We start from the raw sequence: 15,490 nt of genomic DNA on the forward strand, positions 1-15,490 counted from the left end.
GAGAGGCACGCCAGAGTGGGTGCAGAACTACAGCGGATCACGACCGGTGTGCCCGGCCTGGATACGGTTCTCGGCGGCGGCCTGCTGCGCGGGCGGTCCTACATTATCCAGGGCAACCCCGGCGCGGGCAAGACGATCCTGGCCAACCAGGCCTGCTTCCACCGGGCCGCGGAGGGCGGCCAGGCGCTTTTCGTGACGCTGCTATCGGAGTCGCACGACATGCTCCTGCAGCATCTCTCGACTCTGGACTTCTTCGAGCGCGACCGCATCCCGGGAGGCGTTTACTACATCAGCGCCCTGGGCACGCTGCAGCGCGAGGGCCTTGACGGCGTCGCCCGCCTGCTGCGTGAGGAGACGGCCAGCCGCAAGGCATCGCTGCTGGTCTTCGACGGCCTGCTTAATGTCCGGGACGCGACCGGCTCGGCACCGGATCTCAAGCGCTTCCTCCACACGGTCCAGACCCAGGCAGCCTTTGCCGGGTGCACGATCCTGATGCTGACCAGCGCCCGGTTGGAGGATGAAAGCCCCGAGCACACCGTGGTGGATGGCGTGATCGAGCTGGCGAACACCCTGGCCGGGGTCAGGACGGTGCGCCGGCTGCAAGTCCGCAAGTTCCGTGGCGGGGCGAGCCTGCAGGGTCTGCACCAGTTCCAGATCGACGAGCGCGGGATAACAGTCTTCCCCCGCATCGAGGCGCAATACGCCTCCCCATCCGTCGAGGACCATGTACCGCCGCCGGAAGACAGGGTCGGCACCGGCGTGCGGGAGATCGACGCGCTGATGAACGGGGGAATACCGCGCAGCTCCATGACGCTCGTCTTCGGCCCCTCGGGAGTCGGCAAGACGACCTTCGGCCTGCATTTCCTCGCAGCATCAGCGCCGGAGGAGCCGGCACTGCATTTCGGCTTCTACGAGAACCCGAGTCGGCTCCTGACGAAGGCGGCAGCCATGGGGCTGGATCTTCGCCCACAGCTCGAAAGCGGACAGCTCGAGATCATCTGGAAGCCGGCAACGGAGCGCCTTCTGGACGCTCTCGGCCACAACCTGCTCGATGCCGTAAGCAGGCGTGGGGTGAAGCGGCTCTTCATCGACGGGCTCAGCACCTTCGAGCGCGCGGCGGTCCATCCTCCCCGCATCGTGGAGTTCTTCACCGCCCTGACGAACGAGCTTCGGGCCCGGGGTGTCACGACGGTGGGAACCTGGGAAACCCCGAACATCATCGGTGGAACCGTCGAGGCCCCGTCACCGGAGCTCTCGAGCGTCGTGGAAAATCTGCTCTGTATGCGCTTCACGGAGCTGCAGGAGCGAATGCACCGGCTTCTGGCCGTACTGAAGGTACGGGACAGCGCCTTCGACCATAGCTTGCATCAGTTCACCATCACCGATCGTGGCCTGGAGCTGTCCGTCCAGGAGGATGGTGCGGAGGCGCTGCTTTCAGGCTTTGCACGCCAGCCCCCGGCGACAGGTGCCGGGGAGGTGCGTTCTGCGTGAGGGCCGGGCTTGTTCTCGTCGTTGATGACGAGGTCCTGATTGCCATGCTCATGAGCGACCTGCTGGAGGATGCGGGATACCGCGTGCTCCTGGCCCATGACGGGCGTGAGGCACTGGAGCTGCTGCAACGGGAGCAGGCCGATGTTGTCATCACGGACTACATGATGCCGCGCCTGGATGGGCTGGAACTTGCTCTTGCCATCAAAGCCTCTCCGGAGTTCCGGCATATTCCCATCGTGCTTACGAGTGCCGTGGCGGGCGACGTGCTGGAGCGCCACCCCGGCCTGTTCGCCTCCTTCTTTCAGAAGCCGTTCGACTTCCAGGAGCTTGTGGCAACGGTTTCGAAAATCATGAGGGCAGGACGGGGCTCGTTCCCGCAGAACGGCGGTTGAGATCGGGCCTGCTTCCATGATCTGGCGCAAGCAGCCCGGTCTTCGAGGAGGACGGTCTTGCTTCGTCACTTTCGCTGACAAGCGTCGGAGACAGGACGACGACTTAGCGCGAATTGACACGGAACCCGATAACACCGTGTGAACGCCCGCCCCCGGCCGGGCCGGGCCGTTCAGACCCGCAACATTGCGCGGCGTGCTACCTCGCCCGGAGGCGCTGGGTTCCTTCTACCGGCCCGCTTTCTACTGGAAGGTGTCGCAAGCCCGGATGTCGCCGGTCTGCAGGCCTGTGCGGAACCAACGGGCGCGCTGCTGTGCGCTGCCATGGGTGAAACTTTCCGGACGGATGCGGCCGCCGGTCACGCGGTCATCGCCGACGGCGGCGGCGGCGTTCAGGCCTTCCTCTATGTCACCCTGTTCGAGGATCTGGCGGCTGCGGTTTGCCTGGTTCGCCCAGACGCCGGCGAAGCAGTCGGCCTGGAGCTCGACGCGCACCTGGAGCTGGTTACGCTCCACCTCGCTGGCGCGGGCCTGGGCACGCTGCACCTGAGGGAGGACGCCGAGCAGGTTCTGCACGTGATGACCCACCTCATGCGCGACGATATAGGCGGAAGCGAAGTCGCCGGTGGCGCCGAGCTGGCTCTGGAGGCGCGCCATGAATTCCAGGTCGATGTAAACGCGGCGGTCGTTCGGGCAATAGAAGGGACCGGTCTGGGCCTGCGCCGCGCCGCAGCCGGACTGGGTTGCCCCCGAGAAGAGGACCAGAACGGGCTCCTCGTATTGGCGGTTGAGGCGGCGGAACTGGTCGTTCCAGACCTCCTCCGTCTCGCCCAGGACCTGGGCGATGAAGCGGCGGCCGGCATCCTCGCCCTGGGCCTGGCTCTGGCGCTGCGGGCCGCCGGCCTGGCGCCCAGTATCGTCATAGCGGCGTTCCTGAGGCGTGGGCTGGGGCTGGTCGCCGCCGCCGAGGATGACCGAGGGATCGACGCCAAAGATCAGGCAGACAACGAGCAGCACAACGCCGCCGATCCCGCCGACCGCGATGCCGCCGCCGCGGCCGCCGCCGCCAAAGCCGCCAAAGCCGCCCTGACCGCGACGGTCTTCGACGTTCTGGCTTTCCGGGCCGTCCAGGCGCATGGCGTCAGTCTTCCAGGTAATGGGCGGACGGCCAACGCCCGCCCATGACCCCTGGTTTCGGCGTGCCAGGCCGCCTGCTCAGACCACCGAGAGCTTCACGTCCACATTGTTGCGTGTGGCGTTGGAGTAAGGGCAGACCTGATGCGCCTTCTGGACCAGCGCCTCGGCTTCTGCCCGCGGCACGCCGGGCAGGCTGATGGCCAGCGAGATTTCCAGGCCGAACCCGCCCTCGGAGCGCGGGCCGATGCCGATATTGGCAGTCACTGTGGCATCTGCGGGGACCTTCGGACCGCCCTGGGAGGCCACGAACTTCATCGCGCCGAGGAAGCAGGCGGAATACCCGGCGGCGAAGAGCTGCTCCGGGTTGTTGCCAGGACCGCCGGCGCCGCCCAGCTCCTTGGGCGTGCTCAGGCGGACATCCAGGGAGCCGTCGGCCGTGGCAGCGTGGCCGTCGCGGCCTCCGGTGGCGGTGGCGCTGGTGCGGTACAGAACATTGACGGACATGGGTGCGGGCTCCTTCAGGACCGGCTGGCTGCCGGTGCTGGCAATTGCATACCGTGCGATTTTATCGTGCGCGATATTATCGGGCGCATGGGAGCCATGCAGGCAAGCCGCCTCCTATAGGGGCGGACGCAATGTAGAATGCGGCGCCCCTGAGATCATTGCCTTGCATGCCCTCCCCCCTGCCCAGGCCCGAGGAGCTTCTCTGCTTCTCCGTTTACACGACAGCCCATGCGCTCAACCGGGTCTACAAGCCGTTGCTGGAGCCGTTGGGCCTGACCTATCCGCAATATCTCGTCATGCTCGCGCTCTGGGCGGAGGATGATCAGACAGTCGGGCAGATCGGGGATCGGCTGTTCCTGGAATCCAGCACGGTGACGCCGTTGCTGAAGCGGCTGGAAGTCTCCGGCCTGGTGACGCGCAGCCGGGATCCGGCGGATGAGCGGGTGGTCCGAGTGCGGCTGACCGAGGCCGGCACGACGCTGCGAGCACGCGCAGAGCACATTCCCGGCTGCATCCTGGAAGCCACGGGCCTTCGATTGGAAGCGGCCTTGGGGCTGCGCGACGAGATCGAGAAGCTGCGCAAGGCGCTGCAGCGCGGAGCGCCGGACTAAGTGCGGAATCAACCGCTTTCAGCCAGGATAGCGGCCAAGCCTTCGCGCCAGGTGGGATAGCGCCAGGCAAGGCCGAGCGCGGCCTTGGTGCGCGCATTGGCGACACGCCGGTTCTCCGCCCAGAAGGATAGAGCCATGGGCGACATGGATCTCCGGGCTTCCTCAAAGGGAATGGCAGGAGGCGGGTCCATGCCGAGCAGGCGGGCGGCGCCTTCGACCACGATCGCGCTTTCCGCAGGTTCGTCATCGGCGAGGTGGAGCACGCGGATCCCAGGCGGGGGTGGTGCGGAGGCGGCGGCCAGTACGGCGCGGGCGACGTCCTCGCGGTGGATGCGGCCGAAGGCGTGGCCGGGGTGGATGGTGCGGCGGGCGGTGCCGGCGCGGAGATCGTCCAGTGCGCTACGACCGGGGCCGTAGATGCCGGCGCAACGGAAGAGGTCCACGGCTATGCCGGAGGCGAAGGCCTCCCATTGCTGCTCTGCGGCGCGGCGGCGGATGGAACGGGGCTGGGCGGGGGCGGGTTCGGTCGCCTCATCCACCCAGGCGCCATTGCGGTCGCCATAGACACCGGTGGTGGAGAGATACCCGATCCAGCGGAGCGGGGCGGCACGCAGGACCCCGGCATGGGCGGCGAGGACGGGATCGCCGTCCTCCCCCGGCGGCGCGGTGACAATCAGGTGAGTGGCGGCCCGGAGTGCCGGGGCGGCTTCAGCGAAGGGCAGGACGGAGACGCCCCCCGGCGGAGCCGCGCGGGCTGGCTCGCGGGCAGTGGCGGTGACGCGCCAGCCAGCCTTCACGGCCGCCCGCGCGATGGCGGTGCCGCTGAAACCGAGGCCGATCACGAGCAGTTGGCGGTCCATATCCCTTCCATGGCGAGTTCCGGCGACCGTCGCTAGATTGCAGGTGATGCGAATCACCCCCCGCAACACTCTGCTTGGTGCGGCCGTGGTCGTGCTGGCGGTGGTGTTGGGCGGCGCCTGGTGGTGGACGACGCCCGAGCCACCGCTGCCCGTGCCGGTGCCCGAGGCCTCGGAAGAGGTCCTGCCACTTCCGCCTGAGCCACCCCGCGTGGCGGACAGCCCGGAATACGAGGCCTGCCTAGGACAGTTGCGCGACGATGCGCAGGGTGCACTGAGCTATGCGGAGGCCTGGGAGGGCGCGGGGGGCAGCGACGGGGCGCGGCACTGCTCGGCGCTCGCGCTGCTGGCGCTGGGCGAAGCGGAGCGGGCAGCGACGCGGCTGGAGGCTCTGGGCGGGCGTGCCAGCATCGGGCCCACGGCGCGGGGGGCGGTGTATGGGCAGGCCGGGCAGGCCTGGATGGTTGCGGGCCAGCCGTCACGGGCCCTGGGGGCCTTCACCCTGGCCCTGGCGCAGACGCCGAACGATCCGGAATTGCTGGTGGACCGGGCTATCGCCGCCGCCACGCTCGGGCGCTACGCGGATGCCCTGGCGGATACGGAACGGGCCCTGGCACAGGATGACCAGCGCGCCGAGGCCTGGGTCTATCACGCCGCCGCGCTGCGGCAGCTGGACCGGACGCAGGAAGCGCTGCGCGATATCGAGCGAGCCCTGGAAATCGAGCCCGGCAGCCCGGAAGCCTTGCTAGAACGCGGAATCCTGCGGCAGCTCCAGGGCGACGCGGAGGGCGCGCGTGCCGATTGGGAAGCCGTGGTGGCGAACAGCCCCGACAGCGCGGCGGCCGATCTTGCGGAGCAGAATCTGGCGCTGAACGCGGCAGGACCGGCGCGACGCTGACGCTGTTCGAGGCAGCCTCCAGGTGACACATGGGCTGCCCGGAGGCAGCCCGCGCTCAGAAATCCAGGTCGGCGTAGTGTTGCGGCGGGATCAGGCCGCTGATCCGCTCGGCAAGGATGGAGCGGAAGGCCGGGCGGGACTTCACGCGAGCGTACCAGTCCTTCACCGCGTCATTCAGCGACCAGTCGATATCGCCGATATAATCGAGGCAGGAGAGGTGGGCGGCGGCGGCAAGGTCCGCGAGGGAGAGCTGGTTGCCGGCCAGCCAGGCGCGGGTCTCGGCGAGCCAGCCGATATATTCGAGATGCGGCTTGAGATTGGCATAGCCCGCGCGCAGCGCGCCCGCATCGGGGTTGCCGCGGCCGAGAGTGCGCTTAAGCTGCTTCTCGTAATAAAGATTGCGCGTCACCTCGCGCTCGAACTTGTCGTCGAACCAGGCCACGAGGCGGCGCACCTCGGCCCGCTCGGCATGGGTACGGCCGAGCAGGGGCATGTCGGGATAGGCTTCGTCGAGATATTCGCAGATCGCGTAGCTGTCCGCGACGACAAGGCCGCTTTCCTCCTCCAGCACCGGGACGGTGCAGGCGGGGTTCATCACCAGGAATTCCTCGCGCCGGTCCCAGATGCGCTCCGCGCGCAGCTCGAACGGAATGCGCTTCTCATGCAGCGCGAGCCGCACCTTGCGGCAGAAAGGGGAGAGCGGGAGATGATAGAGGATGCGCACAGGCCCGGTGTTTGCCACCCAAGTGCCGGGCAGGCAAGACAGAGCCCGTGCGAAGGATGCACGACAAAGCCTTGTTGCGCCTGACTTTAGCAGCGAAGTGACAGGAACGTCACAACGCAGCCAGGGAAGAGGGCCGGCGGTTTCGCGCCGGCCCGCGCCATTCCCTATTCCGCGGCCATGAGCTGGTCGTTCATGGGCTGCGGAAGCAGCTTCGCATAGTCCTTCGGCACGACATGCCAGAAGGCGTTCCGCTCCTCATTCCAGTCATTCAGGATACGGGCGGCGAGGCGCGAGCCCGTTTCCTGCGCGTGGCGGGCAATGAGGTCACGCAACACGCCTTCCCAATGCGCCGAGCCCAGGCGGGACCAGAGCAGGGTGTCCGGGTTGATCCGGCGCTCGAAGGTGCCGTCCGCATCCCAGACGAAGGCATGCCCGCCGGTGAAGCCGGCGCCGAAATTATCGCCGACGGCGCCGAGGATCACGACCGTGCCGCCGGTCATGTATTCGCAGCCATTGGCACCGATGCCCTCCACCACTGCCGTGGCGCCGGAGTTGCGGACGGCGAAGCGCTCGCCCCCCTGCCCCGCCGCGAAGAGCTCGCCTGCCGTCGCGCCGTAGAGCACGGTGTTGCCGACGATGGTGTTCTCTTCCCAGACCAGGTTGGCGCTGGGGCCGGGGCGAACGGTGATGGTCGCGCCGGAGAGACCCTTGCCGACATAGTCGTTGGCGTCGCCCAGCACTTCCAGCTTCAGGCCGCGCACGCCGAAGGCGCCGAGGGACTGGCCCGCGGAGCCGCGGAGGCGGACGGTCAGATGGCCGGGCTGCAGGCCGGACATGCCGAACTGCCGCACGATCATGCTGCTCGTCTTGGTGCCGATGGCACGGTGCGTGTTCTGAATATTGTACTGGAGCTGCATCTTCTCGCCGCGCGAGAAGAGGGCCGAGGCATCGCGGATCATGTCCGCGTCCAGGGTTTCCGGCACAGGGTTGCGTTCGGTCAGCGTGCAATAGGGCGGGTTGCCGCCTGTATCGGCCTGCACCAGCAGCGGGTTCAGGTCGAGGTCGTCCAGGTCCTCCGCGCCGCGGCTGACCTGCTTCAGCAGGTCGGTGCGGCCGATCACCTCCTCCAGCTTGCGGAAACCGAGCGAGGCCAGGATTTCGCGCACCTCCTCCGCCACGAAGGAGAAGAGGGAGATCACCTTCTCCGGGCTGCCCTCGAACTTCTCGCGCAGCTTTTCATCCTGCGTGCAGACACCGACGGGGCAGGTGTTGCTGTGGCACTGGCGGACCATGATGCAGCCCATGGCGACCAGCGATGCCGTGCCGATGCCGAATTCCTCGGCGCCGAGCATGGCAGCCACCACCACGTCACGGCCGGTCTTGATGCCACCATCCGTCCGCAGCTTCACGCGATGCCGCAGGCGGTTGAGCAGCAGGACCTGATGAGTCTCGGAAAGACCCATTTCCCAGGGAAGGCCCGCATACTTGATCGAGGTGACGGGGGACGCGCCCGTGCCGCCGGAATGGCCGGAGACCAGAATCGCATCCGCCTTCGCCTTGGCCACGCCAGCCGCGATGGTGCCGATGCCCGAGCGGGACACCAGCTTCACGCAGACCGTCGCATCCGGGTTGATCTGCTTCAGGTCGTAGATGAGCTGGGCCAGATCCTCGATCGAGTAGATGTCGTGATGCGGCGGCGGGGAGATCAGCGTCACGCCGGGGGTGGAGTGGCGGAGCTTCGCGATAAGGCCCGTGACCTTGAAGCCCGGAAGCTGGCCGCCCTCGCCGGGCTTGGCGCCCTGGGCGACCTTGATCTCGATCTCCCGGCAGTTGTTCAGATACTCCGCCGTGACGCCGAAGCGGCCGGAGGCGATCTGCTTGATGGCGGAGTTCGCGTTGTCGCCATTCGCGCGGGGCTTGGCGCGCGCAGGGTCCTCGCCGCCCTCGCCGCTGTCGCTGCGGGCCCCGATGCGGTTCATGGCGATGGAGAGCGTCTCATGCGCTTCCGGTGAAAGCGCGCCGAGGGAGATGCCGGGCGCCAGCAGGCGCTTGCGGATCTCGGTGATGCTCTCGACCTCCTCCAGCGGGATGGGCTTGGCCGCGTCCTCGCGGAAGTCCAGCAGGTCGCGAAGGGCAACGGCGGGCTGCTGGCGCACGGTGTGGCTGTAGCGCTTGAAGGTCTCGTAGCTGTCCGTATCCACCGCCTTCTGGAGGAGGTGGATGAGGCTGCCCTCGAAGGCATGGACCTCGCCACGGCGGCGCAGCTTGTAGAGGCCGCCGACCGGCAGGGCGACGCGGCTCGGCTCCCATGCCGCCTTGTGCATGGCCAGCACGCGGCGCGCGATGCCGGAGAGGCCGATGCCGGAGATGCGGGACTGCGTGCCCGGGAAGAACTCCGCGACGAGCGCGCGGGAAAGCCCGATCGCCTCGAAGTTCATGCCGCCGCGATAGGAGGAGAGCACGCCGATGCCGATCTTCGACATCGTCTTGAGCAGGCCCTTGTCGATCGCCTTGCGGTACTTGGCGACGCATTCCTCCAGCGTCATGCCGGGGAAGAGGCCGCGGCGGTGCCGGTCCGCGATGCTTTCCTGCGCGAGATAGGCGTTCACCGTGGTGGCGCCGGCGCCGATCAGCACGGCGAAGTAGTGCACATCCATGCACTCGGCCGAGCGGATGTTGAGGCTGGTGAAGGTGCGGAGCGAGTGGCGGACGAGGTGAGTGTGGACCGCACCGACCGCCAGGATCATCGGGATGGCGGCGCGATCGGGCCCCTGGCCTTCATCGGTCAGGATGACATGCGCGCAGCCGGAGCGGACGGCCTCCTCGGATTCGCGCCGGATACGCTCCAGGGCGCGGCGCAGGCCGGCCTCCCCCTCCGAGACCGGGAAGGTGGAGTCCACCTCGGCGGCCGTGTCGCCCATATACGCGCGCATGGCGGCGAACTGCGCGTTGGACAGCACCGGGCTGTCCAGCATCAGCATGTCGCACTGGGTCGGGTCCTCATCGAGGATGTTCCCGAGATTCCCGAGGCGCGTCTTGATCGTCATCACCCGCGTCTCGCGCAGCGAGTCGATCGGCGGGTTGGTCACCTGCGCGAAGGTCTGGCGGAAATAGTGGTGCAACCCGCGATACTGGTTGGAGAGCACGGCGATGGGCGTGTCGTCGCCCATGGAGCCGATCGCCTCGGCGCCCTCCTCCACCATCGGGTGCAGGATGGCTTCCAACTCCTCCAGCGTGTAGCCCATGGAGAGCTGGCGGCGGCGCAGATCCTCGCCTTCCAGCACCACCGGCTCATGCGTGTCCGCCTTGACGATCTCATCAATGCGGGTGGTGCGCTCGGTCCACTGGCCGAAGGGCTTGCGGGCGGCGAGCGTGTCCTTGAGCTGTGCGTCGTCGTAGAAGCGGGCCTCGTCCAGGTCCACGCCGATGCACTGGCCGGGGCCGAGGCGGCCGCGGGCGATCACCACATCCTCGGGGAAGCGGACCATTCCGGTTTCGCTGCCCACCACCAGCATGCGGTCGGCGGTGATGGTGTAGCGCATGGGGCGCAGCCCGTTGCGGTCCAGGCCGGCCACGACCCAGCGGCCGTCCGTCGCCGCAATGGCGGCGGGGCCGTCCCAGGGCTCCATCACGGCGTTGCAGTAGAGGAAGAGCTCCTGATGGGCCTTGGGCATGGTGGCGTTGCTGCCGATGCTCTCGGGGATCAGCATCGCCTTGGCCATGGGCGCGTCACGGCCCGCGCGGACCAGCAGCTCGAACACGTTGTCGAGGCTGGCCGTGTCGGAGTTGCCGGCCTGCACGACCGGCTTGATGTCTTCCATATACGGGTCGAGCAGCGCGTGGGAGAGCCGGGTCTCGTGGCTCTTCATCCAGTTCACATTGCCATGGACGGTGTTGATCTCGCCGTTATGGGCAAGCGTCCGGAAGGGCTGGGCCAGACGCCAGGTCGGGAAGGTGTTGGTGCTGTAGCGCTGGTGATAGATGGCGAAGCGGCTGACGAAGCGCGGGTCCAGCAGGTCGGGGTAGAAGACCGACAGGCTCTCCGCCAGGAACATGCCCTTGTAGATGATCGAGCGGCAGGACAGCGTGCAGAGATAGAGGTCGGGGATCTGCGAGGCGATGGCCTGCTTCTCGATCCGGCGGCGGATCACGTAGAGGTCGCGCTCGAACAGGTTCTCGTCCCGCTGTTCCGGATCGTAGATCAGGATCTGCTCGATCTCGGGGCGGGTGGCATTGGCCTTCTCGCCGATGCAGGACACGTCGATGGGCACCTGGCGCCAGCCATAGATGCCGTAGCCGGCGTTCAGGATCTCGGTCTCGACGATGGAGCGGCAGCGCTCCTGCGCGCCCAGATCGGTCTTGGGCATGAAGACCATGCCGACGCCGATGCGGCCCGGGCGCAGCCTGTCGCCGCCGCGCTCCACGGCCTCAGCGAAGAAGTCCTGGGGAATCTCGACATGGATGCCGGCACCGTCGCCGGTCTTGCCATCGGCATCCACGGCGCCGCGGTGCCAGACGGCCTTCAGCGCATCGATGCCGGCCTGTACGACATCGCGGCGGGCGACGCCGTCGAGTGCGGCGACGAGGCCGACACCGCAGGCGTCGTGCTCGGTCAGATCGATCTGACCGGCGTCGCGCAGCAGCGCGGTGTTGCGGAGGTGTTCGGAAACGTAGTCGGTCATCTGTTCCATCTCCTCCGTCAGAGGCTCAATCCGCGGGCGCGCAGCGCCTCGGAGTGCTTTGCGATGGCGTCCTGCGCCACCTGCTGGCCCCAGTGCATGCCGAGTATCATGAGCTGGTTCATCACCTGCGGTGTCACGGCGACCATCCGCTTGCCGATGGGCGAGGCGTAGAAGGCCGCCAGCTCACGCAGCTCGGCTGGCGTCAAGGCGCTGGCCCAGGCCTCGGCCATCTTGTCGATCATCTCGGGCTGGCGGCGGCGGAACTCGGGCATCAGCACCTCGTCAACCACGGCCAGCACTTCCTGCGGGGACTTGTTGCTGGCCTGCGCGAGCACGGCGACGAGTTGCCGATTCACCTGCGACAGGATCTGATCGCTCATGGCGTCGGCACCGCTCGCCCGCATCAGGTCCCGCGCGGCCGCGCGGCCCTCATCGGTGATGGTGATGGCCGGGGTGGCCGGGGCCGGGGTGGCGGGTGCCTGCGCGAGGGCGGGCGCTGCTACCGTCAGCGCAGCGACGAGCCAGAGGCTGGAGGCGCGCATCACTCGGCCGCCTGGGGAACAGACTTCTGCACCTTCACATAGTCGGCGATGCGATCAGCCACGTCGCGGCCGTCACGGATGCCCCACACGACGAGCGAGGCGCCGCGGACGATGTCGCCGGCCGCAAAGACACCGGGCAGGCTGGTCATCATGCTGCGGCGGTCCACGCTCAAGGTGCCCCAGCGGGAGACCTTCAGGCCGGGCTCGCCGAACATGGTCGGCAGATCCTCGGGGTCGAAGCCCAGGGCCTTGATGACGAGGTCGGCCGGCTCGGTGAAGGAGCTGTTGGGGATGGGCTCGACCTGCTGGCGGCCGGTGGCGTCGGGAAGGCCAAGATGCATGCGGGTGACGCGCACGCCGGTGACCTTGCCCTCGCCCTCGAAGCCCTCCGGTGCGGTAAGCCAGGAGAAGCGCACGCCTTCCTCCTCGGCATTGTGCACCTCCCGCATGGAGCCGGGCATGTTGGCCTTGTCGCGGCGGTAGAGGCAGGTGACGGAGGCCGCGCCCTGGCGAATGGAGGTGCGGAGGCAGTCCATCGCGGTGTCGCCGCCGCCGATGACCACGACGCGCTTGCCCTCGGCGTTCAGTGCCCCGCTGTCGAATTCCGGCACGGCATCGCCCAGGCCCTTGCGGTTGGAGGCCGTGAGGAAGTCCATGGCGGGGACGACGCCGGAGAGGTGGGAGCCTGGCACCTGGATGTCGCGCGCCTTGTAGACGCCTGTGGCGATCAGCACGGCGTCATGACGCTCGCGCAGCTCGGCCAGGGTGACGTCGCGACCGATCTCGCAATTCATATGGAAGGTGATGCCGCCTTCCGCGAACTGGGCGGTGCGGCGGGTGATGACCTCCTTCTCCAACTTGAAGTTGGGGATGCCGTAGATCATCAGGCCACCGGCGCGGTCGTAGCGGTCATAGACATGGACCTGCCAGCCCTGGCTGCGCAGGCGCTCGGCGGCGGCGAGGCCGGCCGGGCCGGCGCCGATGATGCCGACGGAGTGGTCCAGTTCCCGCGTGGGCTGCGGCGGCTTGACCCAGCCCTTCTCCCAGGCGGTGTCGTTGATGTAGCGCTCGACGGCGCCGATCGTGACGGCGTTGAAGCCCTTCTCGATAACGCAGTTGCCCTCGCAGAGGCGGTCCTGCGGGCAGACGCGGCCGCAGATCTCCGGGAAGGTGTTGGTGGCGGAGTTGACCTCATAGGCCTCCTCCAGCCGGCCCTCAGCCGTGAGCTTCAGCCAGTCCGGGATATTCTGCTGCAACGGGCAGTGGACAGCACAGAAAGGCACGCCGCACTGGGAGCAGCGGCTGGCCTGTTCCGAGGCGCGGGCCGGGTCGAACCGGTCATAGATTTCGTTGAAATCCTCGCGTCGGATGGTGGCCGGGCGCTTCTCGGGCGTCTGCTGAGAAAGGCGGACGAATTGCAGCATGCGCTCGGCCATAGGGCGCGATCCTTGCTAGTCGGGAACAATGCCGGGCGGGGGACGAGCCCCGCGACACGGCGCCTTTTGGCATAGCGAAAATGGTTCCGCGAGTTCAAAAATGCCGATATGACAGGGTTGCTGACTATATTTGTCGTGAGTGCAGCCGCATTCCGTTGCGACCCATTCTCAACGCCACAAGAAACGTCCGGTTCGGTCCTTTCACGCCGGAACCGTGGCCCGGTGCCCTCCCCCTTTGCGAAAGCGGGACAGATAGCCGGGCAGGATGGTCTCCATGGCTGTTGGCTCGACGCCAAGTTCCCGAAGGCCGGGCGCGCCTGGGGCAGGAAGGTTGTCGATTTTCAGCTGGCGGATCTGGTCCCGGGTAATCGGGGGGCTGGGCATCCAGCCCGTCAGGCTGGCCAGGAAATTGGCCATACCTTCCGGCACCTCCACGATCCGGCGGCGGCGGCCGATCACCTCCAGCATATACTCCATCAGCGCGCGGAAGCTGGCGGCGCGGGGGCCAGCCAGATCATAGGTGCGGCCAGCGGCTTCCGGATGGTCCAGCACGGCCAGCGCGGCATCGGCCACGTCGCCAACATAGACGGGCTGGAAGCGGGTGTTACCACCGATCACGGGCAGGACGGGCATCAGGCGCGCCATGCCGGCGAAGCGGTTGAAGAAGCTATCCTCCTGCCCGAAAACAATGGACGGGCGCAGAATCACGGCCCGCGGAAAGGCCTCGCGCACCGCCGCCTCCCCTTCCGCCTTGCTGCGGGCGTAGAGGCTGGGTGAGGCGGGGTCTGCGCCAATAGCGGAGATATGGACGAAATGGGCCACGCCCGCCCCGGCGCAGGCCCGGGCCATGCGGCCGGGAAGCGCGCCATGAATTCGCGTGAAGTCGCCCTGGCGGCGTTCCGAGAGGATGCCGATGAGGTTGACCACGATCCCGGCGCCCGAGACGGCGCGGGCCAGTTCGGCGTCATTCAGGGACTGGGCGCCGTAGGGGACAATCTGGCCGACCTGACCCTGGGTCATCAGGCTACGCGCTGCCTCCGGCGAGCGGGTAACGACGCGGACCACATAATCCTGATGCGCGAGGCGCTTCACGACATAGCGGCCGATGAACCCGGTGCCGCCGAAGACCACCGCGATGCGACGCTCCATTCCCGTTCCTCCAGATTCATAACTGCGCCGAACATCTAGGTGCGCCCGGGGTGTAAATCATTGGGTCCGCCCGGGGTCTTCCCGGGCGTCGCCAAGACGGTGCGGCCGCCCGCGAAATCATCGGCGGGGTGCCTTGACGGACCGTGCGCCTGCCCATAGAAGCCCGCACACGCCGACGCGATGAGCGAGGCGGCCGGCCCCCTTGCCCAGGTGGCGGAATTGGTAGACGCGCAGGTTTCAGGTACCTGTGACCGCAAGGTTGTGAAGGTTCGAGTCCTTTCCTGGGCACCATCCTCCGGCAGTTGACCGGAGGCGTATCGATCGGGTGGAGCGCCCCCGCCATGGGAAGCACGCTCTTTATGCCCAACGCCACCATTCATCTTCATCAGGATGACCTCCCGGACGGGCTTACGCTCGGTCCCGTGGTTGCCATCGACACGGAAACGATGGGGCTGAACCCGCATCGGGACCGGCTCTGCCTGGTGCAACTCTCCTCTGGGGATGGCACGGCGCATTGCGTGCAGATCCGGCCACCCAGGCTCGGTGGGCCGGCGCTTGCGGATGGCCATGCGGATTGCCCGAACCTCAAGGCGATGCTCACCGACCCCGCGACGGTGAAGCTGTTCCATTTCGCGCGCTTCGACGTGACCATCCTGCGCCAGGCGCTGGGGGTGGCGGTGGCGCCGGTGCGCTGCACGAAGATCGCCTCCAAGCTCGTGCGGACCTATACGGACCGGCATGGGCTGAAGGATCTCTGCCGGGAACTGCTGGGCGTCGAAATCTCGAAGCAGCAGCAGAGCAGCGACTGGGGCGCGGCGGAACTGACGCCGGACCAGTTGGCTTATGCGGCCTCGGACGTGCTTCACCTGCATGCTCTCTGGGCCCGGCTGGAAGGCCTCTTGCGGCGCGAGGGCCGGCTGGAGATCGCGGAGGAATGCTTCCGCTTCCTGCCGACGCGCGGGGCGCTGGACCTGCTCGGCTATGGTGAGCCGGATATCTTCTCGCATTGATGCAGCGGCCGGACACGCTCTGGCACGATTCTTGATACGCGTTAGCGCTCAACCGCGTTG

The 15,490-nt window shown here is 67.5% G+C and carries 13 protein-coding genes and 1 tRNA gene; 6 read left to right on the forward strand and 8 right to left on the reverse strand.

Features of this window, described 5'->3' with window-relative positions; genetic code table 11:
- Positions 1-15 precede the first annotated feature (15 nt).
- Positions 16-1,491, forward strand: coding sequence for a DUF7125 family protein (locus ACO1BU_RS01335; RefSeq protein WP_424134091.1), 1,476 nt, complete (start codon positions 16-18; stop codon positions 1,489-1,491).
- Positions 1,488-1,883, forward strand: a complete 396-nt coding sequence (locus ACO1BU_RS01340; protein ID WP_424134092.1) for a response regulator — start codon at positions 1,488-1,490, stop codon at positions 1,881-1,883. Before ACO1BU_RS01335 ends, ACO1BU_RS01340 begins: the two co-directional genes overlap by 4 nt.
- A gap of 240 nt (positions 1,884-2,123) precedes the next feature.
- Here ACO1BU_RS01340 and ypfJ read toward each other — a convergent pair whose 3' ends face one another.
- Complete coding sequence (gene ypfJ / locus ACO1BU_RS01345; protein WP_424134093.1) at positions 2,124-3,017, reverse strand: KPN_02809 family neutral zinc metallopeptidase; 894 nt, start codon at positions 3,015-3,017, stop codon at positions 2,124-2,126.
- 78 nt (positions 3,018-3,095) lie between these two features.
- The gene (locus ACO1BU_RS01350; RefSeq protein ID WP_424134094.1) at positions 3,096-3,521 is read right to left on the reverse strand and encodes an organic hydroperoxide resistance protein; all 426 of its coding nucleotides are present in this window, start codon (positions 3,519-3,521) and stop codon (positions 3,096-3,098) included.
- Between the two features lie 167 nt (positions 3,522-3,688).
- Between ACO1BU_RS01350 and ACO1BU_RS01355 the strand changes: the two genes are divergently transcribed.
- The gene (locus ACO1BU_RS01355) at positions 3,689-4,132 is read left to right on the forward strand and encodes a MarR family winged helix-turn-helix transcriptional regulator (protein WP_424134095.1); all 444 of its coding nucleotides are present in this window, start codon (positions 3,689-3,691) and stop codon (positions 4,130-4,132) included.
- A gap of 8 nt (positions 4,133-4,140) precedes the next feature.
- Here ACO1BU_RS01355 and ACO1BU_RS01360 read toward each other — a convergent pair whose 3' ends face one another.
- On the reverse strand, positions 4,141-4,992 hold the full coding sequence (locus ACO1BU_RS01360; RefSeq protein ID WP_424134096.1) for a Rossmann-fold NAD(P)-binding domain-containing protein: 852 nt from the start codon (positions 4,990-4,992) through the stop codon (positions 4,141-4,143).
- Positions 4,993-5,038: 46 nt separating this feature from the next.
- Between ACO1BU_RS01360 and ACO1BU_RS01365 the strand changes: the two genes are divergently transcribed.
- A complete protein-coding gene (locus ACO1BU_RS01365; RefSeq protein ID WP_424134097.1) occupies positions 5,039-5,887 on the forward strand; it encodes a tetratricopeptide repeat protein in 849 nt (282 codons plus the stop codon).
- A gap of 55 nt (positions 5,888-5,942) precedes the next feature.
- Here ACO1BU_RS01365 and fzlA read toward each other — a convergent pair whose 3' ends face one another.
- The 5 genes from fzlA to ACO1BU_RS01390 form a co-directional block, all read right to left on the reverse strand.
- Positions 5,943-6,611 carry an FtsZ-binding protein FzlA gene (gene fzlA / locus ACO1BU_RS01370; RefSeq protein WP_424134189.1) on the reverse strand — a complete coding sequence of 223 codons (669 nt, stop codon included), beginning with the start codon at positions 6,609-6,611 and terminating at the stop codon, positions 5,943-5,945.
- Positions 6,612-6,775: 164 nt separating this feature from the next.
- The gene (gene gltB / locus ACO1BU_RS01375) at positions 6,776-11,293 is read right to left on the reverse strand and encodes a glutamate synthase large subunit (protein ID WP_424134098.1); all 4,518 of its coding nucleotides are present in this window, start codon (positions 11,291-11,293) and stop codon (positions 6,776-6,778) included.
- Positions 11,294-11,310: 17 nt separating this feature from the next.
- A complete protein-coding gene (locus ACO1BU_RS01380) occupies positions 11,311-11,835 on the reverse strand; it encodes a DUF2059 domain-containing protein (protein ID WP_424134099.1) in 525 nt (174 codons plus the stop codon).
- On the reverse strand, positions 11,835-13,271 hold the full coding sequence (locus ACO1BU_RS01385) for an NAD(P)-dependent oxidoreductase (RefSeq protein WP_424134100.1): 1,437 nt from the start codon (positions 13,269-13,271) through the stop codon (positions 11,835-11,837). Before ACO1BU_RS01385 ends, ACO1BU_RS01380 begins: the two co-directional genes overlap by 1 nt.
- A 201-nt stretch (positions 13,272-13,472) precedes the next feature.
- Positions 13,473-14,420, reverse strand: a complete 948-nt coding sequence (locus ACO1BU_RS01390) for a complex I NDUFA9 subunit family protein (RefSeq protein ID WP_424134101.1) — start codon at positions 14,418-14,420, stop codon at positions 13,473-13,475.
- A gap of 204 nt (positions 14,421-14,624) precedes the next feature.
- Between ACO1BU_RS01390 and ACO1BU_RS01395 the strand changes: the two genes are divergently transcribed.
- A tRNA-Leu gene (locus tag ACO1BU_RS01395) sits at positions 14,625-14,711 on the forward strand.
- Between the two features lie 50 nt (positions 14,712-14,761).
- Complete coding sequence (locus ACO1BU_RS01400) at positions 14,762-15,430, forward strand: ribonuclease D (RefSeq protein ID WP_424134102.1); 669 nt, start codon at positions 14,762-14,764, stop codon at positions 15,428-15,430.
- The last annotated feature ends 60 nt before the right edge of the window (positions 15,431-15,490 follow it).

Source organism: Roseomonas chloroacetimidivorans, assembly GCF_049629625.1.
Lineage (GTDB): Bacteria > Pseudomonadota > Alphaproteobacteria > Acetobacterales > Acetobacteraceae > Roseomonas > Roseomonas chloroacetimidivorans.

Bases quoted from the DNA above. Each gene is read 5' to 3' on its own strand.
- ypfJ (WP_424134093.1), bottom strand. From the start codon at position 3,017: ATGCGCCTGGACGGCCCGGAAAGCCAGAACGTCGAAGACCGTCGCGGT.
- ACO1BU_RS01365 (WP_424134097.1), top strand. From the start codon at position 5,039: ATGCGAATCACCCCCCGCAACACTCTGCTTGGTGCGGCCGTGGTCGTG.
- ACO1BU_RS01400 (WP_424134102.1), top strand. From the start codon at position 14,762: ATGGGAAGCACGCTCTTTATGCCCAACGCCACCATTCATCTTCATCAG.
- ACO1BU_RS01360 (WP_424134096.1), bottom strand. From the start codon at position 4,992: ATGGACCGCCAACTGCTCGTGATCGGCCTCGGTTTCAGCGGCACCGCC.
- ACO1BU_RS01350 (WP_424134094.1), bottom strand. From the start codon at position 3,521: ATGTCCGTCAATGTTCTGTACCGCACCAGCGCCACCGCCACCGGAGGC.
- ACO1BU_RS01355 (WP_424134095.1), top strand. From the start codon at position 3,689: ATGCCCTCCCCCCTGCCCAGGCCCGAGGAGCTTCTCTGCTTCTCCGTT.
- ACO1BU_RS01380 (WP_424134099.1), bottom strand. From the start codon at position 11,835: ATGCGCGCCTCCAGCCTCTGGCTCGTCGCTGCGCTGACGGTAGCAGCG.
- gltB (WP_424134098.1), bottom strand. From the start codon at position 11,293: ATGACCGACTACGTTTCCGAACACCTCCGCAACACCGCGCTGCTGCGC.
- ACO1BU_RS01385 (WP_424134100.1), bottom strand. From the start codon at position 13,271: ATGGCCGAGCGCATGCTGCAATTCGTCCGCCTTTCTCAGCAGACGCCC.
- ACO1BU_RS01390 (WP_424134101.1), bottom strand. From the start codon at position 14,420: ATGGAGCGTCGCATCGCGGTGGTCTTCGGCGGCACCGGGTTCATCGGC.